At 66.3% G+C, this 25,293-nt stretch carries 24 protein-coding genes; 16 read left to right on the top strand and 8 right to left on the bottom strand.

All coding sequences use genetic code 11. The annotated features are described in order from the left end of the window. The first annotated feature begins 10 nt into the window (after positions 1-10). The 3 genes from hmuQ (at position 11) to AC1DEZ_RS09910 (ending at position 2,493) form a co-directional block, all read left to right on the top strand. Positions 11-358 carry a heme-degrading protein HmuQ gene (gene hmuQ / locus AC1DEZ_RS09920; protein WP_441511565.1) on the top strand — a complete coding sequence of 116 codons (348 nt, stop codon included), beginning with the start codon at positions 11-13 and terminating at the stop codon, positions 356-358. Between the two features lie 10 nt (positions 359-368). After that, on the top strand, positions 369-890 hold the full coding sequence (gene hutX / locus AC1DEZ_RS09915; protein ID WP_441511566.1) for a heme utilization cystosolic carrier protein HutX: 522 nt from the start codon (positions 369-371) through the stop codon (positions 888-890). Between the two features lie 235 nt (positions 891-1,125). Continuing rightward, entirely contained in the window at positions 1,126-2,493 is a 1,368-nt protein-coding gene (locus AC1DEZ_RS09910; protein ID WP_476779629.1) for a hypothetical protein, read from the top strand. A 15-nt stretch (positions 2,494-2,508) separates the two neighbouring features. Here the strand turns inward: AC1DEZ_RS09910 and AC1DEZ_RS09905 are convergent, their stop codons facing one another. Continuing rightward, positions 2,509-3,231 (bottom strand): fused DSP-PTPase phosphatase/NAD kinase-like protein, encoded by a 723-nt coding sequence (locus tag AC1DEZ_RS09905; RefSeq protein WP_476779672.1) that lies wholly within the window; start codon positions 3,229-3,231, stop codon positions 2,509-2,511. A 151-nt stretch (positions 3,232-3,382) separates the two neighbouring features. Here AC1DEZ_RS09905 and ppa point away from each other — a divergent pair, with 151 nt between their 5' ends. Further along, positions 3,383-3,922, top strand: coding sequence for an inorganic diphosphatase (gene ppa, locus AC1DEZ_RS09900; RefSeq protein WP_441511569.1), 540 nt, complete (start codon positions 3,383-3,385; stop codon positions 3,920-3,922). 60 nt (positions 3,923-3,982) lie between these two features. Here the strand turns inward: ppa and AC1DEZ_RS09895 are convergent, their stop codons facing one another. Next, positions 3,983-4,858: an HpcH/HpaI aldolase/citrate lyase family protein gene (locus AC1DEZ_RS09895; RefSeq protein WP_476779628.1), complete on the bottom strand. Its 876-nt coding sequence runs from the start codon at positions 4,856-4,858 to the stop codon at positions 3,983-3,985. A 90-nt stretch (positions 4,859-4,948) separates the two neighbouring features. Here AC1DEZ_RS09895 and AC1DEZ_RS09890 point away from each other — a divergent pair, with 90 nt between their 5' ends. From AC1DEZ_RS09890 to AC1DEZ_RS09865, 6 genes are all read left to right on the top strand, one after another. Further along, complete coding sequence (locus AC1DEZ_RS09890) at positions 4,949-6,661, top strand: serine/threonine dehydratase (RefSeq protein ID WP_476779627.1); 1,713 nt, start codon at positions 4,949-4,951, stop codon at positions 6,659-6,661. A gap of 93 nt (positions 6,662-6,754) precedes the next feature. Beyond that, entirely contained in the window at positions 6,755-7,816 is a 1,062-nt protein-coding gene (locus tag AC1DEZ_RS09885) for a MaoC family dehydratase (protein ID WP_476779626.1), read from the top strand. A 151-nt stretch (positions 7,817-7,967) separates the two neighbouring features. Then, positions 7,968-8,369 carry a succinate dehydrogenase, cytochrome b556 subunit gene (sdhC, locus tag AC1DEZ_RS09880; protein WP_476779625.1) on the top strand — a complete coding sequence of 134 codons (402 nt, stop codon included), beginning with the start codon at positions 7,968-7,970 and terminating at the stop codon, positions 8,367-8,369. An 11-nt stretch (positions 8,370-8,380) separates the two neighbouring features. Next, complete coding sequence (gene sdhD, locus AC1DEZ_RS09875; RefSeq protein WP_441511574.1) at positions 8,381-8,773, top strand: succinate dehydrogenase, hydrophobic membrane anchor protein; 393 nt, start codon at positions 8,381-8,383, stop codon at positions 8,771-8,773. 4 nt (positions 8,774-8,777) lie between these two features. Further along, entirely contained in the window at positions 8,778-10,610 is a 1,833-nt protein-coding gene (gene sdhA / locus AC1DEZ_RS09870) for a succinate dehydrogenase flavoprotein subunit (protein WP_476779624.1), read from the top strand. Positions 10,611-10,620: 10 nt separating this feature from the next. After that, positions 10,621-11,418 carry a succinate dehydrogenase iron-sulfur subunit gene (locus tag AC1DEZ_RS09865; RefSeq protein ID WP_476779623.1) on the top strand — a complete coding sequence of 266 codons (798 nt, stop codon included), beginning with the start codon at positions 10,621-10,623 and terminating at the stop codon, positions 11,416-11,418. 265 nt (positions 11,419-11,683) lie between these two features. Here AC1DEZ_RS09865 and AC1DEZ_RS09860 read toward each other — a convergent pair whose 3' ends face one another. Both AC1DEZ_RS09860 and AC1DEZ_RS09855 read right to left on the bottom strand, forming a co-directional pair. Continuing rightward, complete coding sequence (locus AC1DEZ_RS09860; protein WP_476779622.1) at positions 11,684-12,925, bottom strand: NAD(P)/FAD-dependent oxidoreductase; 1,242 nt, start codon at positions 12,923-12,925, stop codon at positions 11,684-11,686. After that, a complete protein-coding gene (locus tag AC1DEZ_RS09855) occupies positions 12,922-13,725 on the bottom strand; it encodes a glutamine amidotransferase (protein ID WP_476779621.1) in 804 nt (267 codons plus the stop codon). The genes AC1DEZ_RS09860 and AC1DEZ_RS09855 overlap by 4 nt, the downstream gene beginning before the upstream one ends. Before the next feature lie 247 nt (positions 13,726-13,972). Between AC1DEZ_RS09855 and AC1DEZ_RS09850 the strand changes: the two genes are divergently transcribed. The 3 genes from AC1DEZ_RS09850 (at position 13,973) to AC1DEZ_RS09840 (ending at position 19,108) form a co-directional block, all read left to right on the top strand. After that, positions 13,973-14,611: a TetR/AcrR family transcriptional regulator gene (locus AC1DEZ_RS09850; protein WP_441511579.1), complete on the top strand. Its 639-nt coding sequence runs from the start codon at positions 13,973-13,975 to the stop codon at positions 14,609-14,611. A 76-nt stretch (positions 14,612-14,687) separates the two neighbouring features. Further along, on the top strand, positions 14,688-15,875 hold the full coding sequence (locus AC1DEZ_RS09845) for an efflux RND transporter periplasmic adaptor subunit (RefSeq protein WP_476779620.1): 1,188 nt from the start codon (positions 14,688-14,690) through the stop codon (positions 15,873-15,875). Positions 15,876-15,886: 11 nt separating this feature from the next. Continuing rightward, positions 15,887-19,108, top strand: coding sequence for an efflux RND transporter permease subunit (locus tag AC1DEZ_RS09840; RefSeq protein ID WP_476779619.1), 3,222 nt, complete (start codon positions 15,887-15,889; stop codon positions 19,106-19,108). A 4-nt stretch (positions 19,109-19,112) separates the two neighbouring features. On the opposite strand, the gene AC1DEZ_RS09835 is transcribed toward AC1DEZ_RS09840, so the two are convergent. From AC1DEZ_RS09835 to AC1DEZ_RS09825, 3 genes are all read right to left on the bottom strand, one after another. Continuing rightward, positions 19,113-19,691, bottom strand: a complete 579-nt coding sequence (locus AC1DEZ_RS09835; protein WP_476779618.1) for a hypothetical protein — start codon at positions 19,689-19,691, stop codon at positions 19,113-19,115. An 83-nt stretch (positions 19,692-19,774) separates the two neighbouring features. Continuing rightward, positions 19,775-20,896: a hypothetical protein gene (locus AC1DEZ_RS09830; RefSeq protein WP_476779617.1), complete on the bottom strand. Its 1,122-nt coding sequence runs from the start codon at positions 20,894-20,896 to the stop codon at positions 19,775-19,777. 68 nt (positions 20,897-20,964) lie between these two features. Beyond that, positions 20,965-21,468 carry a winged helix-turn-helix transcriptional regulator gene (locus AC1DEZ_RS09825; protein ID WP_441511584.1) on the bottom strand — a complete coding sequence of 168 codons (504 nt, stop codon included), beginning with the start codon at positions 21,466-21,468 and terminating at the stop codon, positions 20,965-20,967. A gap of 98 nt (positions 21,469-21,566) precedes the next feature. Here AC1DEZ_RS09825 and AC1DEZ_RS09820 point away from each other — a divergent pair, with 98 nt between their 5' ends. After that, positions 21,567-22,124 (top strand): dihydrofolate reductase family protein, encoded by a 558-nt coding sequence (locus AC1DEZ_RS09820; RefSeq protein ID WP_476779616.1) that lies wholly within the window; start codon positions 21,567-21,569, stop codon positions 22,122-22,124. 9 nt (positions 22,125-22,133) lie between these two features. Here AC1DEZ_RS09820 and AC1DEZ_RS09815 read toward each other — a convergent pair whose 3' ends face one another. Continuing rightward, positions 22,134-23,036: a DMT family transporter gene (locus AC1DEZ_RS09815; protein WP_476779615.1), complete on the bottom strand. Its 903-nt coding sequence runs from the start codon at positions 23,034-23,036 to the stop codon at positions 22,134-22,136. Between the two features lie 199 nt (positions 23,037-23,235). Between AC1DEZ_RS09815 and AC1DEZ_RS09810 the strand changes: the two genes are divergently transcribed. Then, complete coding sequence (locus AC1DEZ_RS09810; protein WP_476779614.1) at positions 23,236-24,069, top strand: LysR family transcriptional regulator; 834 nt, start codon at positions 23,236-23,238, stop codon at positions 24,067-24,069. A 147-nt stretch (positions 24,070-24,216) separates the two neighbouring features. After that, a complete protein-coding gene (obgE, locus tag AC1DEZ_RS09805) occupies positions 24,217-25,260 on the top strand; it encodes a GTPase ObgE (protein WP_476779613.1) in 1,044 nt (347 codons plus the stop codon). Positions 25,261-25,293: the final 33 nt, after the last annotated feature.

The following is a 25,293-nucleotide window of genomic DNA, read 5'->3' as shown; positions in this document are numbered from 1 at the left end:
GGATGCGTCGATGTTCATCGCCATGAATCGCTTCAAGGTCGTCAAGGGCGAGGAGGCCGCCTTTGAGACCGTCTGGTCCTCGCGCAAGAGCCGGCTCGACGAGATGCCCGGCTTCATCGCCTTCCACCTGCTCAAGGGGCCGGAGAAGGAGGATCATACGCTCTACTCCTCGCATACGAGCTGGGCCTCGAAGGACGACTTCGTCGCCTGGACGAAATCGGATCAGTTCCGCGAGTCGCATCGCAATGCCGGCCAGCCGCGCCCGAAGCCGATCTATCTCGGCCATCCCGAGTTCGAGGGTTTCGAGACGGTGCTGAGCGAGAGCAATCCGCACCTGCCGCGCCAGGCGGCCGAGTGAGGCTGCAACGATGACGACCGCCGATATCCCGACCCGCGATCCGATCGAGCATGCCCGCACGCTGCTCGCCGCCAAGCCCGACGGCCTTATCGAGGCCGTGGCGCGCGAAGCCAACGTCTCGACGCGGGCCGTGCTGGAGCTCCTGCCGGCCGAGCAGCGCCTCTTCCTGGCGCCCGAGCGGTTCGAGGATGTCTGGAAAGAGCTGGCAAGCTGGGGCACGGTGCTCTTTCTGATGCATACGCCCGACATCGTCCTGGAATGCGAAGGCTCGCTGCCAATCGGCAGCTTCGGCCATGGCTACTACAACATCCATGGCGACAGCCCGATCGGCGGGCACATCAAGGCTGAGAACTGCCGCGCGATCTATCTTGTCGATCGTAGCACGGCGCAGGGCCGGCGGGCCTGTTCGGTCCAGTTCTTCAACGGCGCCGGCGAGGTGATGTTCAAGATCTTCGTGCGTCGCGACGCCGCGCGCCAGCTGCTGCCGGATCAGCTGGAACGCTTCGAAGCGCTCAAGACCAAACACGCCTGAGCCCCAAAAAAGGCGACATGGTGCGCTTGATGCGCTGCGACCCGGGGCGGGATCACCGCCCCCTTTCCAGCTATCGGCCCGTGACCAAGCTTAATCGATCGTTAACCATACAGGCGCAGCCTCCTCGGCAGAAGGCGCGTCATCCGTGAATCAGTCCGCCAATCGTTCTTCCGCGAAGAGTGGCGCAGGACCGGTACGAGACGGCCCATCCGATCATCCGAGCATGGATGTCGATATGACCGCTCAAGTCGTCATGGAACGGGTGCAGCTCGCGCCACGCCAAGCCATCGGGCGCCTGTCGGCAGGCCGGCGCTTTGTTGCGGCACGCGCGCCGCTGCTGCGCTCCAGCCTGAGCTCCTCGATCCTGCTCGGCCTGCGCTTCATCCAGGCGCGGCTGATCTCGGTGTGGGGGTTGCTGGTTGCCGCCATCCTATGCCCGCCTTTCGTCTTTGCCGCCTTCGCCGTGTTCTCGGCGTTGGTCAATTTCGTTTCGATCGCCGCCCTGCTGCGGCTGGAAGCCGTCTTCTTCCAGAGCGCGGACCGCGCCCGGCTCGGGCGTGCCTTCCGGCTCGCCGCCGTCGTCGGGCTGGCGTTTTGCGGCATCGCCGCGGTTCTGCTGATCGGGCTGGCCCTGTCGGGCTGGGTTGCCCCCGCCATTGCCCTGCTGTTCCTCGGTTCGCTGTCGGCGCGCGCGGTGCTTCGCCTGCTCTGGACGGAGGCGACCGCCGAGGGCGACTTCCGCGCGATCGGCAACAGCAATGTCGTTCAGGCCATCGCGCAGCCAGCGCTCATGCTGGCCCTGATCGGCATCTTCGGGCCGAAAGCGCTCGCGCTTTTCATGGCCGACACGTTGGGGCATGTCCTTGCGGCGCTCTACCTGCTGCGGCGGCGCTGGGGCGCGATCTCGCCGTTGGTGGAACCGCGGCTGTGGACGTCGCAGAGCCTGCTCGTCGCGGCCTATCACTGGCGGAGCATCCCGCTGACATTGCTGCCGACCGCGCTGCTGTCCTATGGCTTCGCGATCGCGCCGGTGCTCGCGCTCCCCTACGCCGCCAACACCGCGCTCGCCGCGCAGGTTGCGCTATCGATGCGCTTGCTCGACATGCCGACGCAGATGTTCGGAACGGTGTCGGCGCCGATCGCGTTGAATCGGCTGCGTGCTTATGCGGGCGCACGCCGTCGTTTCGTGGCGCGCGTGATGGCGGTCGGGCTGATCGGCGCCGCGGCGCTGCTGTTCGGCTCCATCGCCGTGGTCGCAACTCTGGTCGAGCCGCTGTTCGACGGAACGCACTGGGACAATCTGGGCCGGGTTCTGGCGCTGCTTGCGCCATTCTATGCCGGCATCGCGGTGCTGACGCCGCTTCAGGATATGGCGACGCTGTCGCGCCAGCCTGCCTGGCAGGTGCTGATCAATGCACTGGCGCTGGTCGCGATCATCGCGACGATGGTCTGGTTCAGGTCATTGTCGCCGGAGCTTCTGCAGGCGATCGGCGCAATTTCTATCCTGCGCGCCCTCGTCCATACGGGCTTCGTCTGGCTGCATCTCGGCGATGCCGAGGTCACGCCCGCGGGCGGCCCCGTCGTCGGAAGCCCGGCGCGCTGAGCCGCCGGGAGCCCGTCATTCCCGACGAAGCAACCCGTCAGCGACGAGCGAGGAAAACAGGCCGGGCTTGAACTCCTGCTCGAGCCGCTCCGGATCGTAGATGGTCTCGACCCAATCGAGGAATGCGATTCCCTTGGCGTCCCCCTCGCGGCGATAGGCCTCGAAGAAGGCATCGAGGATGCCGGTCTTGGCAAAGCGGAAATGGCCGTAGCGCAGCGCGAGCTGGCGCATGGCCTCCGCGAGCGGGCGCTTTTCGTGGATCAGGAGATAGAGGGCGCAGAAGAAGCCGGCCCGGTCGGCCCCCGATTTGCAATGCACAAGCACGGGCTCCTCGAGACTCTCGAAGAAGCCTTTCGCATTGAGGATCGTCTCGCGCTCGGGCGCGCCGCGCGAGCGCAGGACGAAATCGATCAGCGTGATGCCGTGGCGCTCGCAGGCTTCCTTCTGCAAGGGCCAGGAGCCGTGCTCGCGTCCGCCGCGCAGATTGACGATGGTTCTGACGCCCTTGCGGGCAAAGCCGGCGATCTGATGCGGAGCCGGCTGGGCCGAACGCCAGAGCCGCGGCGTCACCCGATGGGTATTGAGATAGGCCAGGCGGAAGATGCCGTGGTCGACAAGCAGCATGTTGGCCCAGGCGCGCAGGCGCTGGCCGCGGCTCTCGATCGGCCGGTCCCAGCGTGCGATGCGGGCCATGCGCCGGGCGTAACGCTCCGCATCTGGGCGTAGCCGGGTCAGCACGGAAGGGCCTTGGTCGTTTTCATGCACCGCCCGATACCAGCGTGACTCCGGCAGCGCAAATCATTGGGCAACCGAAAACCAAGGAAGGGGTTGGCCTTTTCGCTCCGAACTTGCATAAGGCCCGGCGAAATTTTGTAACGACAGGTTCCCCATGCGCATCGATGCCATCTCCATCGGCAAGAACCCGCCCGACGAAGTCAACGTCTTGATCGAGGTGGCGATCGGAGGCGAGCCGATCAAGTATGAGATGGACAAGGAAGCCGGAACGCTCTTCGTTGACCGCTTCCTTTACACGCCGATGCGCTATCCCGGGAATTACGGCTTCATCCCCCATACGCTTTCGGAAGACGGCGATCCCTGCGACGTCCTGGTTGCCAATACGCGCCCGCTGGTGCCGGGTTCCTACATTGCGGTCCGGCCGATCGGCGTGATGCTGATGGAGGATGAGGGCGGCGGCGACGAGAAGATCATCGCCGTGCCCGTGCCGAAGCTCACCAAGCGCTACGAGAACGTCCACAACTACACCGATCTGCCGCAGATCACGCTCGACCAGATCCAGCACTTCTTCGAGCACTACAAGGACCTCGAGCCCGGCAAGTGGGTGAAGCTCAAGGGCTGGGGCGATGCCGCGGAGGCCAAGAAGCTGATCGTCGAGGCCATGGAGCGCGCCAAGGCTGCCAAGAAGGGCTGAGGCCGGCTCCTACGGGTTCAGAGTCCACGGGGCTGCGCCAGGCGCGGCCCCGTTTTCGTTTTACGCCGCAATCGCCTCGGCCAGCGCCACGGTGCGGCGCGCGATTTCGGCATGGAGCAATTCGACCATGCGGCCTTCGAGCTGGATCGCGCCCTTGCCCGCATTCTCCGGCAGATCGAACGCGGTGATGATGGCGCGGGCCCGCGCCAGTTCCGCTTCGTCCGGCGCGAAGATCGTGTTTGCCGGCCCGACCTGCGACGGGTGGATCAGGGTCTTGCCGTCGAAGCCGAGGTCGCGAGCCTGCTCGCACTCCGCCTTGAAGCCGGCCTCGTCCTTGATGTCGTTGTAGACGCCGTCGAGGATGTCGATGCCATGGGCCCGGGCAGCCAGAAGGGCGCTGGTCAGCCAGGGCAGCATCGTCGCGCGGCCCGGCACGAAGCGGGCCCGCGTTTCCTTGGCGAGGTCGTTGGTTCCCATCACGAAACAGGCAAGCCGCGTTGCCGGATCGCGCGCGGCGCGGGCGATGCGCTCGACCTCGAGGATGGCGAGCGGGGTCTCGATCATCGCCCAGATTGCGATCGCGGGGTCGGCCCACAGGCCGGTCAAGCGGCCGCCGATTTCCTGCAGCGTCTCCGGGGCCGCGACTTTCGGGATCAGGATCGCCTGCGGCTTCGCCTCCGTGGCGGCGGCGAGATCATCGGCGAACCAGGGCGTTCCGACACCGTTGACGCGGATCACGAGCTCGCGCCCGCCATATCCGCCAGCCTTCACCGCGGCACAGACCTGTTCGCGGGCGGTGGTCTTGGCATCGGGTGCGACGGCATCCTCCAGATCGAGGACGAGGACGTCGGCCGCGATCTCGCGGGCCTTTTCCAGCGCGCGGGCGTTGGAGCCGGGCATGTAGAGGGCGCTGCGGCGGGGGCGTATCGTGGTCATCGTCTCTCCTGACACGGCCGGCTTGTATTGCACTGCACAGTAGAGCAACGCAGCTGCAATGCCAGCGCTGCGAAAGGCGAAGGAAACGGGATGGCTTGGCTGGCCGGGGTCGATGGCTGCAAGGGTGGCTGGATTGCCGCCCTCGCTTCAGATGAAGCGCATGATGTGCCGGTGATCCGCGTGGTGCCGCGCTTCGCCGATCTGTTCACGGGAGAGATCGTGCCGGCGACCGTCGCGGTCGACATGCCGATCGGCTTGCCGGATCGCGTCTTGGGTTCCGGGCGCGGACCGGAGCAGGCGGTAAGGGCGCTGCTGGGCGACAGGCAGTCCTCGGTCTTTGCGATTCCCGCGCGCCGCGCCGTCGAGGCGAGCGATTACCGCCAGGCTTGCGCATTGGCGCTCGCGCTTTCGGAGCCACCGCGGAAGGTCTCGAAGCAGGGCTTCCACCTCTTCCCCAAGATTCGGGAGATCGACACTCTGCTACGGGCCGAAGCGGCGATGCGCGAACACGTTTTCGAGGTTCATCCCGAGCTGGCCTTCCGGACGATGAAGGGCGTGCCGCTGATCCACCCGAAGAAGGTCAAGGGTGTCGTCAATCCGATGGGCATGGCCGAACGGCAAGCCCTGCTGCGGGAGGCCGGGATCGCGCCGGATGCCGTCTTCGCGCGGCCGCCGCGCGGGGCTGCGGCGGATGATCTGCTCGACGCGCTGGCGGCGCTGGTCGTCGCCCGGCACATTGCCGCCGGGCGCGGGAAGCCCTTCCCTGATCCGCCGCGACGCGATAGCCACGGGCTTCCCATCGCGATCTGGACCTTCGTGTCCGCATCCCAGCCCCTGCAGGATACCGTCATGAGCGCTGCCCCCGTCTCCCGCCCGATGATCGAGGAAGCGGCCGCGCGCATCGCCGGCCATGCCCGGGTCACCCCCGTGATGCGGCTGGGCACCGGCGCCTTCGGCTCCGCTGCGGATATCTCGCTCAAGCTCGAATGCCTGCAGCATGCCGGCTCGTTCAAGACGCGCGGCGCCTTCAACAACCTGCTGTCGCTGCCGGTTCCGGCCGCTGGCGTTTCGGCTGCCTCGGGCGGCAATCACGGCGCGGCAGTAGCCTATGCCGCGATGAAGCGTGGCGTGAAGGCGACCATCTTCGTGCCGGAGATTTCGCCGGCTGCCAAGGTCGAGGCGATCAAGCGCTTCGGCGCCGATGTTATCATCGGCGGCGCGCAATACGATGATGCGCAGGCCGCCTGCGATCGTTTCGTTGCCCAGACCGGCGCGCTCAAGATTCATCCCTTCGCGGCCAAGGAGACGATTACCGGGCAGGGCACGCTCGGTCGCGAATGGGACCTGCAGGAGCCGGATCTCGATACCGTGCTGGTCGCGGTCGGGGGCGGGGGCCTGATCTCTGGCATTGCGAGCTGGTTCACCGATAGCAAGGTCAAGGTCGTTGGCGTGGAGCCGGAGGGATCGCGCGCCCTGCAGGCGGCGCTCGATGCCAAGGGGCCGATCGAGGTCAAGGTCGCGTCGGTCGCGGCGGATTCGCTGGGCGCCCGCAATGTCGGCCAGCTCGTCTACGACGTGACGAAGGACAGCGTCGATCATGTCGCGCTCGTGCCGGATGCGGCGATCACCGAGGCGCAGGCAGTGCTCTGGCGCGATTTCCGCCTCGCGGTCGAGCCGGGCGGGGCGGCGGCCTTGGGCGCGCTTCTCTGCGGCGCCTACAAGCCCGCGCAGGGCGAGCGGCTTGGCGTGCTGGTCTGCGGTGCCAATGTCGACCTGACGAAACTCGCCGCCATCGTGGGCTGACGCCACCGTCGATCGCGGACGCTCCTGCTTTCGTCGGGGCTGGACGATCGCCTTCGTTGCAGCGCAAAATCGCAGGCAATCAGGAGGCGATGCATGTCAGGCTCCGCGCCCAAGACCAATTCCGGCCGTTTCTTCGAGGATTTCCAGCTCGGGGACGTCATCGTCCATGCGACGCCGCGCACGGTCACGGTGGGCGACGTTGCGCTCTATACGGCCCTCTATGGACCGCGCTTCGCCGTGCAGTCCTCGGAGGCTTTCGCCCGCGCGATCGGGTATCCGGCCGCGCCGGTCGACGATCTGCTCGTCTTTCACATCGTCTTCGGCAAGACCGTGCCGGATGTCTCGCTCAATGCCGTCGCCAATCTCGGCTATGCCGATGGCCGCTTCCTCAAGCCGGTCTTCCCGGGGGACACGCTCTCGACCACCTCGGAGGTGATCGGGCTGAAGCAGACTTCCGCCGGGGACGCCGGCATCGTCTATGTCCGCTCGATCGGGCGCAACCAGCATGGCGAGATCGTGCTGAGCTATGCGCGCTGGGTCTTGGTGCGCAAGCGCAGCCCGGGCACGCCAGCCCATGCCGAGCAGGTGCCGGAGCTGGCGAGGGCCGTGCAGCCGGAAGAACTGGGGCAAGGCTGTCCCGCGGTCGAACTCTCGGCCTATGACGATGCGTTGGCCGGTTCCCCGTTCCGCTGGAGCGACTACGCCGTCGGAGAACGGATCGACCATGTCGATGGCATGACCGTCGAGGAGGCCGAACATCAGATCGCGACGCGGCTCTACCAGAATACGGCCAAGGTTCATTTTGACGCTCATGCCGCGCAGAGCAGCCGCTTCGGCAAGCGCCTGATCTATGGCGGCCACGTCATCAGCCTGGCGCGTGGGCTTTCCTTCAACGGCCTCGGCAACGCCTTCCACATTGCCGCGATCAATGGCGGGCGGCATGTCGCGCCGCTTTTCGCCGGCGACACCGTCTATGCCTGGAGCGAGGTGCTGGCGAGCGCGGAATTGCCGGACCGAAGCGATGTCGGTGCCCTCAGGCTCAGGCTCGTCGCGGTCAAGAACCGGCCTTGCGCCGACCATCCGCTGAAGGCAGGAGATCAGTACGATCCGAGCGTCATCCTCGATTTCGACTACTGGGTGCTGCTGCCGCGCTAAGCTTTTTGTAACGAAATGACGATTTTCAGAATCTGTAACTTCGTTCTGCGCGTGCCGCATTGCAGCGCCGGAACGGTTTCGTTAGAGAACCAGTCACTCTAGAATGATCCCAATTGGGTCCGCCTCCTTTTGCGGGCCGCTTGATCGGAGAATGATATTGGCCGAGGTCAAGCCCGCGGCTCGCCCGCTTTCGCCGCACCTTCAGATCTATCGCTGGTCCTGGACGATGGCGATGTCCGTCGCCCATCGCGTCACCGGCACGGGGCTCTATCTCGGCACGGTGCTGATCGCCGGCTGGCTGGTGGCCGCCGCTTCCGGGCCGGTCGCATTCGATACGGCACAGGCGGTCGCCGGCTCCTTCCTGGGGCGCCTCGTGCTGTTCATCTACAGCTTCTCGCTGATCCACCATATGGTCGGTGGCCTCCGGCATTTCGTCTGGGACATGGGCAAGGGCTACGAACCCGAGACCCGGATGAACATGGCGAAGTTCTCGCTCGTCGCCTCGGTAAGCCTGACGGTCCTGGTCTGGATCGTCGCCCTGGTCCTGCGCTGAGGAGCCCGTCGATGCTGTCCAATTCCTCGATGCGCACGCCGCTCGGCCGTGTTCGCGGCCTCGGTTCCGCCAAGTCCGGCACCGGCCATTTCTGGCTGCAGCGCGTTACCGCCGTCTCGAACCTGATCCTGACGGTGATCTTCATCGGCGTCGTCATCGCGCTCGTCGGCCGGCCCTATCCGGCTGCGGTCGCGCTGCTGACGAACCCCTGTGTCGCGATCCTGATGCTGCTCTTCATCCTCTCGGCCTGCATCCATATGCGGTTGGGCATGCAGGTCATCATCGAGGACTATATCCATGAGGAGGGGCCCAAGATCCTCGCCGTCATGGCCAACACCTTCTTTGCCATCGCGGTCGGCGCGGCCAGCGTCTACGCGGTGCTGAAGCTGTCTTTTGGAGGCTGATCCGATGGCGATCACCAAGTCCCGCCCGGTCCCGGCCTATACCGGCACCGCCTATCCGATCACGGATCACACCTTCGACGTCGTCGTCGTCGGCGCCGGCGGCGCAGGGCTTCGCGCCACCGTCGGCTGCTCGCAGGCCGGCCTGCGCACGGCCTGCATCACCAAGGTGTTCCCGACCCGCTCGCACACCGTCGCGGCCCAGGGCGGCGTCGCCGCTTCGCTCGGCAATATGGGCAAGGACACCTGGCAGTGGCACATGTACGACACCGTGAAGGGGTCGGACTGGCTCGGCGACCAGGACGCCATCGAATATCTCGTGCGCAACGCGCCGGCCGCCGTCTACGAGCTCGAGCATTGGGGCGTGCCCTTCTCGCGCACCGAGGACGGCCGCATCTACCAGCGCCCCTTCGGCGGCATGACCACCGAATTCGGCGAGGGCCCGCCGGCCCAGCGCACCTGCGCCGCAGCCGACCGCACCGGCCATGCCATGCTGCACACGCTCTATGGCCAGGCGCTGCGCTACAACACCGAGTTCTTCATCGAGTACTTCGCCATCGACCTGATCATGGACGAGGACGGCCATTGCCGCGGCGTGATCGCGCTCAAGCTCGATGACGGCACGCTGCACCGCTTCCGCGCCCAGCAGACGATCCTGGCGACCGGCGGCTATGGCCGCGCCTATTTCTCGGCGACCTCGGCCCATACCTGCACCGGCGACGGCGGCGGCATGGTGCTGCGCGCCGGCCTGCCGATGCAGGACATGGAGTTCGTGCAGTTTCACCCGACCGGCATCTACGGCTCCGGCTGCCTGATCACCGAAGGCGCGCGCGGCGAGGGCGGCTATCTCACCAACTCCGAGGGCGAGCGCTTCATGGAGCGTTATGCGCCTTCAGCCAAGGACCTCGCCTCGCGCGACGTCGTCTCGCGCTCGATGACGATGGAGATCCGGGCCGGCCGCGGGGTCGGCAAGGACAAGGACCACATCTACCTGCATCTCGACCATCTCGACCCGAAGATCCTGCACGAGCGCCTGCCGGGCATCTCGGAGAGCGCCAAGATCTTCGCCGGGGTGGACGTGACGCGCGAGCCGATCCCGGTGCTGCCGACCGTCCACTACAACATGGGCGGCATCCCGACGAACTATCACGGCGAGGTGCTGACCAAGGTCGGCGGCGATCCGGACACGGTCGTTTCCGGGCTGATGGCGCTGGGCGAAGCGGCCTGCGTCTCGGTGCACGGCGCCAACCGCCTCGGTTCGAACTCGCTGATCGACCTCGTGGTGTTCGGCCGCGCGGCCGGCCTGCGCTGCGCCGATACGGTGACGGCGGGCGAGAAGCAGCCGGAACTGCCGAAGAATTCGTCGGATCTGGCGCTCACCCGCCTCGACAAGTACCGCAACGCTGCGGGCAAGACGCCGACTGCGGAGCTCCGCGACCGGATGCAGCGGACGATGCAGAACAACTGCGCCGTCTACCGCACCGGCGACACGCTGGAAGAGGGCCACAAGCTCATCCACGAAGTCTGGGGCGGCATCACCGACATCGGCACCAAGGATCGCTCGCTGATCTGGAATTCCGATCTCATCGAGACCCTGGAGTTCGACAACCTGATCACCCAGGCGGTGGTCACCATGGACTCGGCGCTGAACCGTCCGGAAAGCCGCGGCGCGCATGCCCGCGAGGACTATCCGAACCGCGACGACAAGGACTGGATGAAGCACACCCTGGCCTGGATCGACGACGAGAAGCGCACGGTCACCCTCGATGACCGGCCGGTGCACACGTACACGATGTCCAACGATATCGAGTACATCAAGCCCAAGGCGCGGGTGTACTGAGGACGATCCGATGGCCGAATTCAATCTCCCTAAGAACTCCCGCCTGACCGAGGGCAAGGCCTGGCCGAAGCCGGCCGGCGCCAAGAAACTGACCGAGTTCAAGGTCTATCGCTGGAATCCGGACGACACTGCCAATCCGCGCACCGACACCTATTATGTCGACCGCGACGATTGCGGGCCGATGGTGCTGGATGCGCTGATCTGGATCAAGAACAAGGTCGACCCGACCCTGACCTTCCGCCGCTCCTGCCGCGAGGGCATCTGCGGCTCCTGCGCCATGAACATGGACGGCAAGAACGGGCTGGCCTGCACCACCGGCATCGACGAGTGCGGCGGCACCGGCAAGAATGCGGGCAGGGTCGCGATCTACCCGCTGCCGCATATGCCTGTCGTCAAGGACCTCGTGCCGGACCTGACGCGCTTCTATGCCCAGCACGCCTCGATCGAGCCCTGGCTGCAGACGACGACGCCAGCGCCCGAGAAGGAATGGCGTCAGGCCAAGGCCGATCGCGAGAAGCTCGACGGCCTCTATGAGTGCATCCTCTGCGCCTGCTGCTCGACCTCCTGCCCGAGTTATTGGTGGAACGGCGACCGCTATCTCGGCCCGGCCGCGCTGCTACAGGCCTATCGCTGGCTGATCGATAGCCGCGACGAGGCGACCGGCGAGCGGCTGGATAATCTCGAGGATCCGTTCCGGCTCTATCGCTGCCACACCATCATGAACTGCGCCAACGCCTGCCCGAAGGGGCTGAACCCGGCCAAGGCGATCGCGGAAGTCAAGAAGATGATGGTTGCGCGCCAGGTCTGAGGCGCGAAAATCGGCGAGCGGCCGTCTGACACGATCGGCTGCGCTTCCGGTGCTCGCGGACGGAAGCCCGCTCCGCTCCGGTTCTCTCCGATCACGCCAGTTGACTCACGCTGGCGAATTTTCGCTGCGCCTCATTGGCGGCCGATGAGGCGTCATTCTCGGGCGGAGCGAAGCGCAGACCCGAGAATCTCATGAAGGAAGGCGCTGGAGCCTCCTTCGGCCGGAGATGGCCGGGTCAAGCCCGACCATGACGTAGGGGCAGCCGTCAGGAGATATACCGCTCCGGCCTGAACGGCTTCGGGTCGGCCGGGGGTGTCTCGCCGCAGACCATGGCGGCGATCATTTCGCCGGTGATCGGGCCGGTCGAGAAGCCGATATGCTGGTTGCCAAAGGCGAGCCAGAGCCCGGGATTGCGCGGCGCCTCGCCGATCATCGGCAAGGAATCCGGCAAGGTCGGCCGCGCGCCGCGCCAGGTCTCGCCGACGACCTCGCCGAGCGGAAAGGCCTCGCGGGCTGCCTCTGTCGCGCTGTCGATCTGGCGGTGGTCGTCCGGAGCATCGCGGAACGCGAGGTCGACGCCGCTGGTGATGCGAAAACCCTGCTCCATCGGCGCCATGTAATAGGCGCCGTCGACATCATAGACGGGCCGCGACAGCCGGGTGCCGGCACCCGGCGTGAGATGGCGGTGATAGCCGCGCTCGACATCGAGCCAGGGATCGAGTCCGAGCGGCTTCAGCAGATCGCCGCTCCAGGGGCCGAGCGCGACCACCGCGATATCGGCGTCGAAGCGGCCCTTCGCAGTGTTCGCGCGCCAGCCGGCGCCGTGGCGGGCGAGACCGGTGACCGCGGCCTGCTCGACGCGCCCGCCGCGGCCGGCGAAGAGCGCGGCATAGGCAGCGGTGACGGCGCCGGGGGAATCGACCGAGCCGACGCAAGGGATCAGCAGCGCGACCGGGAAGATCGGGTTCAGGCTCGGCTCCACGGCGGAGAGACCTTGCCGGTCGAGGATCTGCGACTTGATGCCGTGCCGCTTCAGGAAATCATGCTCGGCCTGGGCCGCCGCATGGCCGGCTTCGGTGCGCCAGAGCTTGAGCGTGCCGGTCTCGCGCAGGCGATGCGCGACACCCGCCTCGTTCATAAGGGTTCGGTGGCGCTCGACCGTGCTGGCGGTGAGCGATGCGAGCGCGGCGATGCGGGCGGGCGCCTGCGAGGGGCGGGCCTCCCAGAGAAAGCGCAGCAGCCAGCCCGGCCGGGTCAGGGCGCGGCGCCAGCTCAGATTGAGCGCGGGGTGCCGATTGCCGAGATAATCCGTGATCTTAGCGTAGAGCGAGGGGTTGTTGAGCGGCAGGATCGAGGAACTGGCGAGCACCCCGGCGTTGCCATAGGAGGTCTCGCGCCCCGGCTCCTTGCGGTCGATGAGCGTGACGGCGATGCCGCGCTTCTGCAGGGCAAGCGCGCAGGAGACGCCGACCATGCCGGCGCCGAGGACAAGAGCTGTGCGGGTCAAGTGCGTTGCAGGCCGGCTGCCGCCGGCTCCTCCAGCCAGTGATCGAGAAATGCGTCGAGCCAGAGCCTGACTGCCGGGTCATGCTGAAACCAGCCCGGCAGATGGGTGTGGCCGAGCTGGGCGCCGGGCATCAGCGTGCGCTCATGGCCGCGCACCGACCAGCGATACATCATCGCCGGCGTCACCTCGGGATGGAACTGGACGCCATAGGCCTTCGAACCGGCGCGAATGGCCTGTACGGGGAAATCCCCGCCCGTAGCGAGGCATTCGGCGCCGGTCGGGCAGTCGAAGCCGTCGCGGTGCCATTGATAGACCGTGCCTGGCCAGACGAATTGCGCGGCGTCGGCATGGGCTGCGCCGGCTTCGGTCACGGCAAGGGGATAGTAGCCGACCTCGGCCCGCCCTTCGCCATGGGTGTAGACGCGTGCGCCCATATGCTTCGCCAGCATTTGCGCGCCGAGGCAGATGCCGAGGAAGGGGGCATCCTCCTTCAGGCAGGTGCCGATCCAGTCGATCTCGGCCTTGATGAAATCTTCGGGATCGTTGGCGCCCATCGGGCCGCCGAAGATCAGGGCGCCGGCATGGCCTCGCATGGTCTGCGGCAAGGGATCACCGAAGCGCGGCTTGCGAATGTCGAGCGCATGCCCGCGCGCCTGCAGCAGCCGGCCGACGCGGCCGGAGGTCGAATGCTCCTGATGCAGCACGACGAGCACCGGCTTGGGTGCGGGGAGGCTCGGCCGGGCGGCAAGGGGGGAGCGCGTTCTGCGGGCAGCGCGGAGGGCGAAGGCGTGGTCGTTCATCACGGGCTTCAAAATCGCTCGCGCACCGGCAGGCGGGAGAAAGGCACGCCAAGCCATGACAGGTCGCTCTTCAGAATGAGGTTCCAGACGGGACGAAGCAAGCAATTTATGCGCCGGAAACGCTGCAATGATCGGGCAAGGTTGTTCGATCATGCCGGATCGGTCAGGCGATGGAGGCGTTTCGCTTGACCTTAGGCTGCCGATCTGAGATGAGAATGAACGTTCATTCTCATTGTGCCGAGTTCTGATGCCACCTCTGGTTCCCGCATCGCAGTCCGATTCCGCCCTGTCGGAGCGCCATATCCGCATCCTCGATGCGGCCGAGAGCGTCTTCGCGCGAGCGGGGTTCCACGCCGCGACGATGCAGGATGTCGCGGCCGAGGCGGGCATGAGCCCGGGCAATCTCTACCGCTATTTCAGCTCCAAGGACGCGATCATCGCCGGCATGTCCGAGCGGGACCGCAGCCTGATCGCGGAGGATTTCGGCAGCCTTTGTCCCGATAACGGCTCGCTGCTCGACCAACTCGAGGAGCTCGGCCGCAAGCATCTGGTCCGCCAGCCGCGGGAGAAGGCCGTGATCGCCGTGCAGATCTGGGCCGAGGCCGCGCGCAATCCCGCGATGGCCCGCATGTGTGCCGATATCGACGGCACCGTGATCGAGGGGCTGGCGGCCGCGATCAGCGAAGCCAAGCGCAATGGCGAATTGCCGCCGCGGCTTGATGAGCACCGCTTCCTGCTGGCGGTCTCGATGATGGCCGACGGCTATTTCTGCCGGCGGGCGATGGATCCGAACTTCGACGAGGCCGTTGCCGCGGAAACGCTCTTCGCCGGTATGCGCCAGCTCGCCCGGACCATGCTCCTGCCTGAAACGGAGATGCAGCCGTGATCTCTGCTCCCGCCGGGCTCTTCCCATTTCTTTCGGTTTCAACGCCGCAACAGGATCGTTTCCGATGATCGTTCGCATGACCGTTCCGCGTCTGGCGGCTGCCTCGCTGGCGCTTGCCACGGCGCTGGCGGCGCCGCTGCCGCTCGCCGCGCAGACCCAGGCAAAGGCGTCACCTGCCGCCGCGCCCGCTGCAGGCCCCTCCGTCACGGTCACCCAGGCCGAGCAGACCCAGATCGTCCAGAGCGTCGTCGTGTCCGGCTCCATGGTAGCGCGCGACGAGATCCTGGTGGCTCCCGAGGTCGACGGCCTGTCGATCGTCGAGCTTCTGGCGGAGGAAGGGGACAAGGTCGCGCGGGGCCAGGTGCTGGCGCGGCTTAACCGGACGACGCTCGAAGTCCAGAAGATCCAGAACGACGCCCAGATCGCCCGCGCCGAGGCTGCGGTCGCTCAGGCCAACGCCCAGATCGCCGAGGCCGACGCCAATCTGGTCCAGGCCAACAACGCCTTCGACCGCACCAAGGCGCTGCGCGACAGTGGCAATGCCAGCATGGAGACGTTCGATCAGCGCGCTGCCGCCGCGCGTTCCGGCCAGGCACGCGCCAATGCCGCTCGGCAGCTGCTGGCGATCGCGACCGCCGATCTCGCGCTCGCCCAGGCGCAGGGCAAGGACATTGCGGTCAGGCTCGCCCGGACCGAGATCAAGGCTCCGCGCGCCGGAATCGTCAGCCGCCGGACGGCGAGGCTGGGCGCGACGGCGAGCATGTTGCCGACGTCGGACCCGCTGTTCCGCATCATCGCCGATGGCGCCATCGAGCTCGAAGCGCAGGTTGCCGAGGTCGAGCTGCCGGGCCTCAAGGTCGGTCAGCCGGTTTCGGTGCTGCCGGCCGGGGCCAAGGATGCGCTTGCCGGTACGATCCGGCTGATCGCGCCGGAGGTCGACAAGGCCTCGCGGCTTGGCCGCGTCCGCGTCGCGCTGGACGGCAATCCGCCGGTCGCGATCGGCGCCTTTGCACGCGGTATCATCGAGACTGGCCGCAAGCGCGCCGTGACCCTGCCGCTCTCGGCCATCACCTATAGCCGCTCGGGCCCGACCGTGCAGACGGTGAAGGATGGCCGCGTCGCAACCAAGCCGGTCACGCTCGGCCTCGTCGGAGGCGGACGCGCCGAGATCGCCAGCGGCATTGCGGCAGGCGAGACCGTGGTGGCGCGCGCCGGCACCTTCGTGCGCGACGGCGACCTCGTGACTCCCGTCGCGATGAACTGACGGATGCGGCCATGAATGTGAATTTCTCCGCCTGGTCGATCCGAAAGCCGGTTCCGGCGATCCTGCTCTTCGTCGTGCTCTGCGTGCTCGGGCTGCTCGCCTTCTCGAAGCTGCCGGTCACGCGCTTTCCGAACATCGACATCCCGCTGGTCTCCGTCACCGTGACGCAGTCCGGCGCGGCGCCGGCCGAGCTCGAGAGCCAGGTCAGCAAGCGCGTCGAGGATACCGTTGCCAACATTACAGGGGTGAAGCATGTCACCTCGACCCTGACCGACGGCCAGTCGCTGACGCTGATCGAGTTCCGGCTCGAGACCAACACCGACCGCGCGGTCAACGACGTCAAGGACGCCATCGCCAAGATCCGGGCCGACCTGCCGCGCACCATCGACGAGCCGGTGATCCAGCGCATCGATGTCGAGGGCCAGTCGATCCTGACCTATGGCGCCGCCTCGGCGGGCATGACGCTGGAGCAGCTCTCCTGGCACGTCGACGATGTCGTCGCGCGCGAGTTGCAGGGGCTGAAGGGCGTCGGGCGCGTCGAGCGCTATGGCGGCGTCGATCGCGAGATCCGCATCTCGCTCGATCCGGACCGGCTGCTCGCGCTCGGCATCACCGCCGGCGAGGTCAACCGCCAGATTCGCGCGACCAATGTCGATCTCGCCGGCGGGCGTGGTGAGGTCGGTGGCCAGGAGCAGGCGATCCGCACGCTTGCCGGGGCGCGCACCGTCGCGGACCTTGCCGAGGCCAAGATCACGTTGACCGGCGGGCGCGAGGTACGCCTGAAGGAACTCGGCCGCGTCGAGGATTCGAATTCGGAGCCGCGCGCCTTCGGCCGGCTGAACAAGAGCCCGGTCGTGACCTTCGCCGTTTTCCGCTCGAAGGGGTCGAGCGAGCTTTCGGTCAAGGATGTCGTGGCGCAGCGCGTGGCCGATCTCAACAAGCGCTTTCCCGACATCAAGATCACGCCGATCGACGACGCCGTCGCCTATACCTACGGCAACTACAAGGCGGCGATGGAAACGCTGCTGGAGGGTGCTGGGCTCGCCGTCATCGTCGTCTTCCTGTTCCTGCGCAACTGGCGCGCGACGCTGATCACGGCGGTTGCATTGCCGCTCTCTGCCATCCCGACCTTCTGGGCGATGGAGCTGATGGGCTTCTCGCTCAATCTCGTCAGCCTGCTCGGCATCACGCTGGTGACCGGCATCCTGGTCGACGACGCCATCGTCGAGATCGAGAACATCGTCCGGCACATGAAGATGGGCAAATCGCCCTATCGCGCCGCGATGGAGGCGGCGGACGAGATCGGCCTCGCGGTGATCGCGATCACGCTGACCATCGTCGCGATCTTCGCGCCGGTCTCCTTCATGGGCGGCGTTGCCGGCCAGTATTTCCGCCAGTTCGGCCTCACCGTCGCAGCCGCGGTGCTGTTCTCGCTGCTGGTCGCGCGGCTGATCACGCCGATGATGGCGGCCTATCTGATGAAGCCGGTCGATCATGCCGACCCGAAGGACGGGCTGATCATGGGCGCCTATGTCGGCCTGCTGAAGGACACGCTGAAGAAGCGGCGCATCCCGTTCTTCCCGCGCTTCGACGGCACGGGGCGCTGGCGCAGCATGCCGTTCAACACGGCCTATGCGACGCTGGTGGTCGGCTTCATGTTCCTGATCGGCTCGATTCAGGCGACGCAGATGCTGCCGACCGGCTTTATCCCGGACGAGGACACCTCTCGCGTCGTCGCCTCGGTCGAGCTGCCGCCGGGATCGACGCTGGAGGACACGCGCGTCACCACCGACAAGCTCGTCGATGCGCTGAAGACCATTCCGGAAGTGCGCGACGTCTTCGTGCTCGGCGGGGCATCGCCGACCGGCCAGCGAGAGGTGCGCCGCGCCGCGGTCTTCATCCTGCTCAAGCCGAAGGCCGAGCGCGACATCAAGCAGAAGGAGCTCAAGGTCACCATCGCAGAGAAGCTCGCCAGCGTGCCGGACGTTCGCGCCTGGTACGTCAATGAACGCGGCGAGCGCGAGATGGCCTTCTCGATCCTGTCGAAGAACGGCGAGGCGCTCGATGCCGCCGTCGCGAAGATCGAGGCGCGGATGCGCCAGGTCGACGGCTATCTCAACGTCGCGACGGCAGGCTCGCTCAGCCGCCCCGAGCTGCGCGTCACGCCGAAGCTGGAGGAAGCCGCCAATCTCGGCGTGACGCCGGAGGCGATCTCGGAGGCCGTGCGCGTCGCCACCATCGGCGATGTCGGCGCCAACCTCGCCAAGTTCAATGCCGGCGACCGGCTGGTGCCGATCCGCGTCCAGCTCGACGAAGCCGCGCGTACCGACATGCGCAACATCGCGGCGCTGCGCGTGACCAACACGAACGGCGTCTCGATCCCGCTGACTGCCGTGGCCGATATCGGCTTCGGCGAAGGCCCGAGTTCCATCGACCGCTACGACCGCGTGCGCCGCGCCCAGATCGGCGCCGACCTCAAGCGCGGCTTCGAGCTCGGCACCGCGCAGGACAGATTCCACGACATCGTCGAGGAAGTCGGCCTGCCTGATGGAGTCTGGATCGCTGCGACCGGAGACGCGGAAATCCAGGGAGAGGTCGTCCAGGGCTTCCTCACCGCGATGACGACCGGGTTGATGCTGGTGCTGGCCGTGCTGATCCTGCTCTTCGGCTCGGTCTTCCAGCCGATCACCATCCTGCTCTCGCTGCCGCTCTCATTCGGCGGTGTGGTGATCGCGCTGCTGGCGACGGGCAACGCCGTCTCGATGCCGGTCTATATCGGCCTTCTGATGCTGATGGGCATCGTCACCAAGAACGCGATCATGCTGGTCGATTTCGCGGTGGAGGAGGTCGGGCGCGGCAAGGACCGGATGACGGCGCTGCTGGAAGCCGGCCGCAAGCGCGCCCGCCCGATCCTGATGACGACCATCGCCATGGCGGCGGGTATGCTGCCCTCGGCCTATGGCGTCGGCGATGGCGGCGAGTTCCGCGCGCCGATGGCGATCGCGGTGATCGGTGGCCTGCTCGTCTCGACCGTGCTCTCGCTCATCTTCGTGCCGTCCTTCTACATGGTGATGGACGATCTCTCGCGGGCGACGGGCTGGCTCTTCGGCCGCTTCTTCGGCAAGGCCGAGGACGAGAGCAGCTGGGAGCCGATCGAGGAACACGCAGCGCCCGCGATCGCAACGGCGGAAGCGATGTCGAAGCCGGCCGCGCCGCGGCTGGCGGCAGAGTGAGGCGTCAGGGCTGGAGTTCGAGCGGGAAGGGCGTGGGTTCGTGATGCTCGGACAATCCCCAACGCGCGATCGAGCCGGCTTCCCAGGCGTGCAGCATTGCGGCGACAGCGGCACGGTCGTTGGCCAGAATAAGCGGCCGAAGATCGTCTAGAAGGAGCAGGAGAGGCCCCATTATGCGGTGGTCGCGCGGGAGGTCGGTGAGAAGATCCAGATTTGCAGCGGCCTCATCGAAGTTACCGAGTGCCGTATGAAGCAAGGCCCTCATATGCCCTGGCCTGAACGATTCCTCGAATGGGAGCTCCGGCCCTTGCACGAGCGGATTCTCTTTGAGAACCAGCGCCTGCAGACTCAAAGGTCGCAGTGACGGCAACGCGTATTCTCGGAGAATGCGTTCGAATTGCTGCCGGAGGTTGGGTTGCGTCCAGCGGGCCAGCCAGTTTTCGTACCGAAAAACCTCTGACACTGCTCGTGGCGAACCTAATTGCGGATCAAAGCTCGTGCCGACGAACAAGCCAATGTCGAAACGATCGGCTTCGCTCGTCCGATAAATTCTGAACCCGCGGACGACGTGATGGATAGGCACGAGGTAAACCTCATGCCCACGGATCCAAAGACCCTCGCATGGCCGATAAGGCCGAAGCAGGTCGTCGACTTGCCGCCTGGTTGTCAAAATCGTGGCCTCATTTCGATCACAAGAAGCCGGCTTACAAATCCTCGGATGCGAAGACCTGCATCCGCAAGTACATCTGAGCGCGATCGGGACAACGGGCGACCGACCTTTATATCATAAAGGCAGCGAGTACCATCGCGCCCTTTTTCCATGACATCGAATCGTGCGGTTCCGAGGGTGCCGTAAACCTGTTCTCCATATTCTCGCAGTTCTTTGAAGTATGATCGTTCTGCTTGGACATCAGGGTTATTCCAGGCATCGACGCGTTTCTTGACTCCAAGATGAACAACCGTGCCGTACGCTTGCATCGAAGGGAAGTTGCTCGGTGGCCCTGCTTCGCGTGCTGCGTCATCGAGCATCTCTTGAATTTTCGGCATGTACGGACAAGCTTTTTCGACCTCGTCGCGTTCGACTGTGCCGACCCATGACGTGGTGAACGAATCGACCTTCCCGGGAGTGTAATCATGGGCGCGAAATCCGAGGATAGGCGGAGGGCCATTCGCCTCGCCTAGGCTGTTCAACCAATCGAATAGCTTGCCGGCCGCCTGCAACGGGGAGCCGCCTGTTCCTCGGCCGCGCCGCCATCTGGCCTCGACCACCACCGCGGTCGACTCAGGTCCGTTTTCTCTCCAGACCGATTGACTGATGACCTCGCCATCCGGCCCACGATCGCGGATCGTCTGGACGTCGGCGGTGGTCTCGAAGCTAGTGGTCTGGCCATTGGGCTCGATGACCGTCTGGCGTTCGTCGAAGCCGGCGGCGCGCGAGGCTGCATATTCCGACTGGATCGTCGTGCCCGCGCCGTCGGTGACGGCCTGCTCGAAGACGGAGCCGTCCTCGTTCCAGCCTTCGCCCAACGAGGACCAGCCGGTATCGGCATCCAGCGACGTACCATCGGGAGAAATGGGGTCTCCTCCGCCCGAGCCACCGCCTCCGCCTGTGCCGCTGGTCCATTGGCCACCGCCGGCATTGCCGGAGGGTACGCGGGGCTGGTTCGGATTGAATTTGCGGTGGAAATGATCGCGGCGGATGAGGCAAAGCTCGTCGCGCAGCCGCAACAGGCGAAGTCGCGCGGTGCGAAGCTCGCGATCCGCGTAAGGACGGTGGAGGATTGGCATGAGGGGCTCCTGAGAGGAGCTCCAGTGTCATGCCGCCAGGGCAGACGGGGATAAGTTCGGGCGGTGGCTCAGATTGTCATAGCCTGCCGGCGCGCCAACGCGTCCCGATAGGCCTGCGTCAGCTCGTCCAGCACCGATTGCTCGGGCTTGGGCGCATCGAGATGCAGGTGTCTCAGCTCCTGCATGAAGCGCTCCCATAGCGCCGGGCCGCCTTCGCCCAGCAACTCGGCACGGATCGACAACTCCTCCGTCACCGGCAGGAAGCGCCGGCCCCACTCGCCCATGGCGGCGAAGACGGGCACGAGCGCGATCCCCATCTCAGTCAGGCTGTAGATCGCCTTCTGCTTGTGGCTGGCGTCGTCGCGGCGCGAGAGCAGGCCCTTCTCGACGAGGCGCTTCAGGCGGTCGGCGAGGATGTTGGAGGCGATGCCTTCGTCCGATTTCGCCATGAGCTCGCGAAAATGCCGGCGGTTGCCGAACATGATGTCGCGCAGGACGATCAGGCTCCAGCGATCCCCCAATATCTCAAGCGTCAGATTGATCGGACAGCCCGAACGGCCGGTCTCGCGCATGCTTGTCTCCAGAACCGCTTGCAATATAAAATCGGTTCGACGTGTCAGCAACCGATTGCAATTCACAACTAGCTAAACGAGCCTGACAGGAGGGTGAGATGGCCAAGGTGATCGTCTGGAATGTGATGACGCTGGAAGGATTCTTCGAAGGCAAGGAGAAGTGGGATCTCAGTTTCCACGGCGATGCCTGGGGTGAGGAACTGGCTGAGCTCAGCAGCGAATTCGGACGCAAGGCCGGGCTGCTGGTCTTTGGCCGCGTCACCTATGAGGGGATGAAAGCCTATTGGACGTCGGCCCAGGAAGAGGGCGAGACCAAAGTCTTCATGAACGCCCTGCCGAAGCTCGTCGCCTCACGCAGCCTGACCGGCTCGGACTGGAACAACACCACCGTGATCGAGGACATCGTCGGGGAAATCGCGCGCCGCAAGGCCGCGCCGGGCAAGGACATCTATATCTTCGGCAGCGCGGAACTGACGGAGTCGCTGCTGGCGGCCGGGTTGGTCGACGAGATCATGCTCGCGGTCGCGCCGGTCACGATCGGGCAGGGCACGCCCTTGTTCAAGGCGGGCACGGAGAAGCGCAGCTTCACATTGATTGCGGCCCGCCCACTGAAGAACGGCACCGTGATCCTTCACTATGGCGTCAAGTTAGCCTAAGCGCGCCGCTCAGCCGCGCCGGACCATCAGCACTGCGGCGAGAATGGCGACGCCGCCGAAGGCTTGCACCGGCGTCGGCTGCTCCCCGAAGAGCGCCCAGGCGGCGAGCACGCTGACCAGCGCCGGCCAGACCATGACGAGCGAGGCGGCGCTGGCGCCATAGCTGCCGAGCGAGAGCGTGATCAGCCCCTGGCCAAGCGCATGGGAGACGAGGCCGAGCGCGGCGACAGCGAGCCAGCCCTGCAGGCTCGCGGGGACGACGACCTCGCCGAGCGCAAGCGCGGCCGCGAGGCAGAACACGGCGCAGACGATGCTGGAGACGAGGCTGACATAGCCGGCATCGGCCCGGTCGCGGGCGCGGCGAACGGCGAGGATATAGGTGGCGTAGGACATCGCGGCGCCGACGGCGAGGCTGTCGCCGAGCAGATTGCCCGAGACCTGCGCCCCGCCGGTGAATTTCGGCAGGATAAGCAGGAGCGCGCCGGCGATCGCCAGCATCAGCGCGCCGAGAATGCGCCGTGACGGGCGCTCGCCGAGCAGCAGCCAGCCGCCGAGCACGACGCCGACCGGAGCGAGATTGCCGAGCAGCGAGGCATTGGCGATCGTCGTATGGCCGAGCGCGGCATTGTAGAGCGTGACGTCGATGCCGAAGGTCAGGCCCGCCAGAGCGACCGCGCCGAAGGCGCCGCCACGAACCTTGCCGCCCACCGGTTTGCGCTGCTCCAGCGCCGTCCAGACGGCGAGGACCGGCAGGGCGAAGAGCATGCGCCAGAAGCCGGCGGCAGCCGGGCCGACATCGGCAAGGCGCACGAAGATGCCGGAGAAACCGATGAAGGTCGCGCCGGCAAGCAGCGTGAGGAACATCGCAAGAGCGGGCGATGCGGGCCGGACGGGAATAGCGGGAGCGGACATGGTGTTTTCTGACGGGTGGTAAGGCCGACTCCTGTCGCGGCGGCGCGGCCGGCTCAGCCTCGTTCACGGGCGGATATAGGGCCCTTCCTTGCATCGGAAAAACGGATTATTCTGATTTAACCATTCTTAAAATCGATCGATGTTGCGCGTTCCGAGGAGGCACCGCATGACTGTTCATTTCGACCTTGCCGCCCTCGGCATGCTGGTGGCGGTGGCGGAAACCGGGGGATTCACCGCGGCGAGCGCGCGGCTCGGCCGCACGCAATCCGCGATCTCCGTGCGCATCCAGGATCTGGAGAACCAGCTTGGCCACAAGCTGCTCGAACGTTCGCGGCGCGGTGTCACGCCGACCGATGCCGGCGAGCGGCTGATTGCCCATGCGCGACGTCTGCTTGCAGTCGAGCGCGAGGCGCTCGCGGACCTCGCCGGCGACACGCCCTCCGGCCGGCTGCGCATCGGCATCCCCGACGACTATATGGACGCTTATCTGCGGCCGCTGATCGCGCGCTTCGCCGCCGAACATCCGAAGGTGGAGCTCGAAGTGCGCTGCGACCTGTCGAAGCGCATCGAGCCTGCACTGCTGGCGGGCGAGTTCGACCTTGCGGTGGTCACGCAGGATCCGAACAAGCCGATGGGCGAGGTGCTGCGCCGCGAGCCGCTGGTCTGGGTGGCGGCTCGGGGCCACCGGCCGGAGCTGCAGGAGATGCTGCCGCTCGCGCTCTTCGCGGAGGGGTGCCGGGCGCGCCCGCGCATTCTCGCCGCGCTCAACACGGCCGGCAAGGCGCACCGGCTGGTCTTCTCCTGCTCGCACACGTCGGGCGTGCTGTCGGCGGTGGAGGCGGGCTTCTGCGTGGCGGCGATCACCGAGAGCGCGGTGCCGCCTTCATTGCGCCGGCTCGGCCCGGCAGAAGGCTTGCCGCCGCTTTTCGAGCTCACCGTCGGGCTGATCATGGCGCCGCGGCCCGATCTCGCCGCGCGACGCTTCGCCGACGCCCTGCGCGAGGAAATGAGCCTGCTGAGGCACGCGGCCTGACTCAGCGCATTGCCCAAAAGCGCGCGCGGGCTTAAAGCCAAGGGGACTTCTTTCCTTCAGGCATGGATCCCGGTTCGGCGCCACTGATGCGTGGTGCCCGGGATGACGGCCTGTCTCAGCTTCCGGTTTCAGACACGATTCGATCTCATGAAATTCCTCGACCAGGCCAAAATCTATGTGAAGGCGGGTGACGGCGGCGCGGGCTGCGTCTCCTTCCGCCGCGAAAAATTCATCGAGTTCGGCGGGCCGAACGGCGGCGACGGCGGGCGCGGCGGCGACATCGTCGTCGAATGCGTGCAGGGGCTGAACACCCTGATCGATTTCCGCTTCCAGCAGCACTTCAAGGCCCGCACCGGCGAGCACGGCATGGGCAAGGATCGCCACGGCGCGAATTCGCCGGCGATCGTGCTGAAGGTTCCGCCGGGCACCGAGATCCTCGACGAGGACGGCGAGACCAAGATCGCCGACCTGACCGAGCCCGGTCAGCGCTTCGTGCTGTGCAAGGGCGGCAATGGCGGCTTCGGCAATGCCTATTTCAAGACCGCGACCAACCAGGCGCCCCGCCATGCCAACCCCGGCCTGCCGGGCGAGGAGCGCTGGGTCTGGCTTCGGCTGAAGCTGATCGCCGATGCCGGGCTCGTCGGCCTGCCCAACGCGGGCAAGTCGACCTTCCTCGCTACCGTCACGGCGGCGAAGCCCAAGATCGCGGATTATCCCTTCACCACGCTGCATCCCGGCCTCGGCGTCGTGCGCGTCGACGCGCGCGAGATGGTGCTGGCCGATATTCCCGGGCTGATCGAGGGCGCGCATGAGGGCCACGGCCTCGGCGATCGCTTCCTCGGCCATATCGAGCGCTGCCGCGTGCTGCTGCATCTCGTCGAGGGCACCAGCGAGCATGCCGGCAAGGCCTACAAGACCGTGCGCGAGGAACTGGAGGCTTATGGCGGGGGGCTGGCCGACAAGCCGGAGATCGTCGCGCTCTCCAAGGTCGATGCGCTGACGCCGGAAGTGCTCAAGGAGCAGGTCGCGCGGCTGAAGCGTGCGGCGAAGCGCATGCCGATCATCCTCTCCTCCGCCTCGGGCGAGGGGGTCGATGCGGCGCTGAGGGCTCTCTTCGCCGTTGTCGAGGAAGCCCGGCGCGAGGAGGAGCGCGAGAACGCTCCGGCCGCGGAGACCGGCTGGCACCCCTGAGCCAGGTGGCCTCGGTGCTTGAGGCTGTTGTTT

It is taken from the genome of Allobosea sp. 10L422 (assembly GCF_056395345.1).
Note: the sequence above shows the minus strand (reverse complement) of the source record. Positions and strands in the feature narration are given on the sequence as shown.

Bases quoted from the DNA above. Each gene is read 5' to 3' on its own strand.
- AC1DEZ_RS09825 (WP_441511584.1), bottom strand. From the start codon at position 21,468: ATGCGCGAGACCGGCCGTTCGGGCTGTCCGATCAATCTGACGCTTGAG.
- AC1DEZ_RS09890 (WP_476779627.1), top strand. From the start codon at position 4,949: ATGGCTTGGCTGGCCGGGGTCGATGGCTGCAAGGGTGGCTGGATTGCC.
- AC1DEZ_RS09810 (WP_476779614.1), top strand. From the start codon at position 23,236: ATGCTGGTGGCGGTGGCGGAAACCGGGGGATTCACCGCGGCGAGCGCG.
- AC1DEZ_RS09895 (WP_476779628.1), bottom strand. From the start codon at position 4,858: ATGACCACGATACGCCCCCGCCGCAGCGCCCTCTACATGCCCGGCTCC.
- AC1DEZ_RS09910 (WP_476779629.1), top strand. From the start codon at position 1,126: ATGACCGCTCAAGTCGTCATGGAACGGGTGCAGCTCGCGCCACGCCAA.
- AC1DEZ_RS09820 (WP_476779616.1), top strand. From the start codon at position 21,567: ATGGCCAAGGTGATCGTCTGGAATGTGATGACGCTGGAAGGATTCTTC.
- AC1DEZ_RS09885 (WP_476779626.1), top strand. From the start codon at position 6,755: ATGTCAGGCTCCGCGCCCAAGACCAATTCCGGCCGTTTCTTCGAGGAT.
- ppa (WP_441511569.1), top strand. From the start codon at position 3,383: ATGCGCATCGATGCCATCTCCATCGGCAAGAACCCGCCCGACGAAGTC.
- sdhA (WP_476779624.1), top strand. From the start codon at position 8,778: ATGGCGATCACCAAGTCCCGCCCGGTCCCGGCCTATACCGGCACCGCC.
- sdhD (WP_441511574.1), top strand. From the start codon at position 8,381: ATGCTGTCCAATTCCTCGATGCGCACGCCGCTCGGCCGTGTTCGCGGC.
- AC1DEZ_RS09855 (WP_476779621.1), bottom strand. From the start codon at position 13,725: ATGAACGACCACGCCTTCGCCCTCCGCGCTGCCCGCAGAACGCGCTCC.
- AC1DEZ_RS09815 (WP_476779615.1), bottom strand. From the start codon at position 23,036: ATGTCCGCTCCCGCTATTCCCGTCCGGCCCGCATCGCCCGCTCTTGCG.
- obgE (WP_476779613.1), top strand. From the start codon at position 24,217: ATGAAATTCCTCGACCAGGCCAAAATCTATGTGAAGGCGGGTGACGGC.
- sdhC (WP_476779625.1), top strand. From the start codon at position 7,968: ATGATATTGGCCGAGGTCAAGCCCGCGGCTCGCCCGCTTTCGCCGCAC.
- AC1DEZ_RS09840 (WP_476779619.1), top strand. From the start codon at position 15,887: ATGAATGTGAATTTCTCCGCCTGGTCGATCCGAAAGCCGGTTCCGGCG.
- AC1DEZ_RS09850 (WP_441511579.1), top strand. From the start codon at position 13,973: ATGCCACCTCTGGTTCCCGCATCGCAGTCCGATTCCGCCCTGTCGGAG.
- hmuQ (WP_441511565.1), top strand. From the start codon at position 11: ATGTTCATCGCCATGAATCGCTTCAAGGTCGTCAAGGGCGAGGAGGCC.
- AC1DEZ_RS09865 (WP_476779623.1), top strand. From the start codon at position 10,621: ATGGCCGAATTCAATCTCCCTAAGAACTCCCGCCTGACCGAGGGCAAG.
- AC1DEZ_RS09845 (WP_476779620.1), top strand. From the start codon at position 14,688: ATGACCGTTCCGCGTCTGGCGGCTGCCTCGCTGGCGCTTGCCACGGCG.
- AC1DEZ_RS09830 (WP_476779617.1), bottom strand. From the start codon at position 20,896: ATGCCAATCCTCCACCGTCCTTACGCGGATCGCGAGCTTCGCACCGCG.
- hutX (WP_441511566.1), top strand. From the start codon at position 369: ATGACGACCGCCGATATCCCGACCCGCGATCCGATCGAGCATGCCCGC.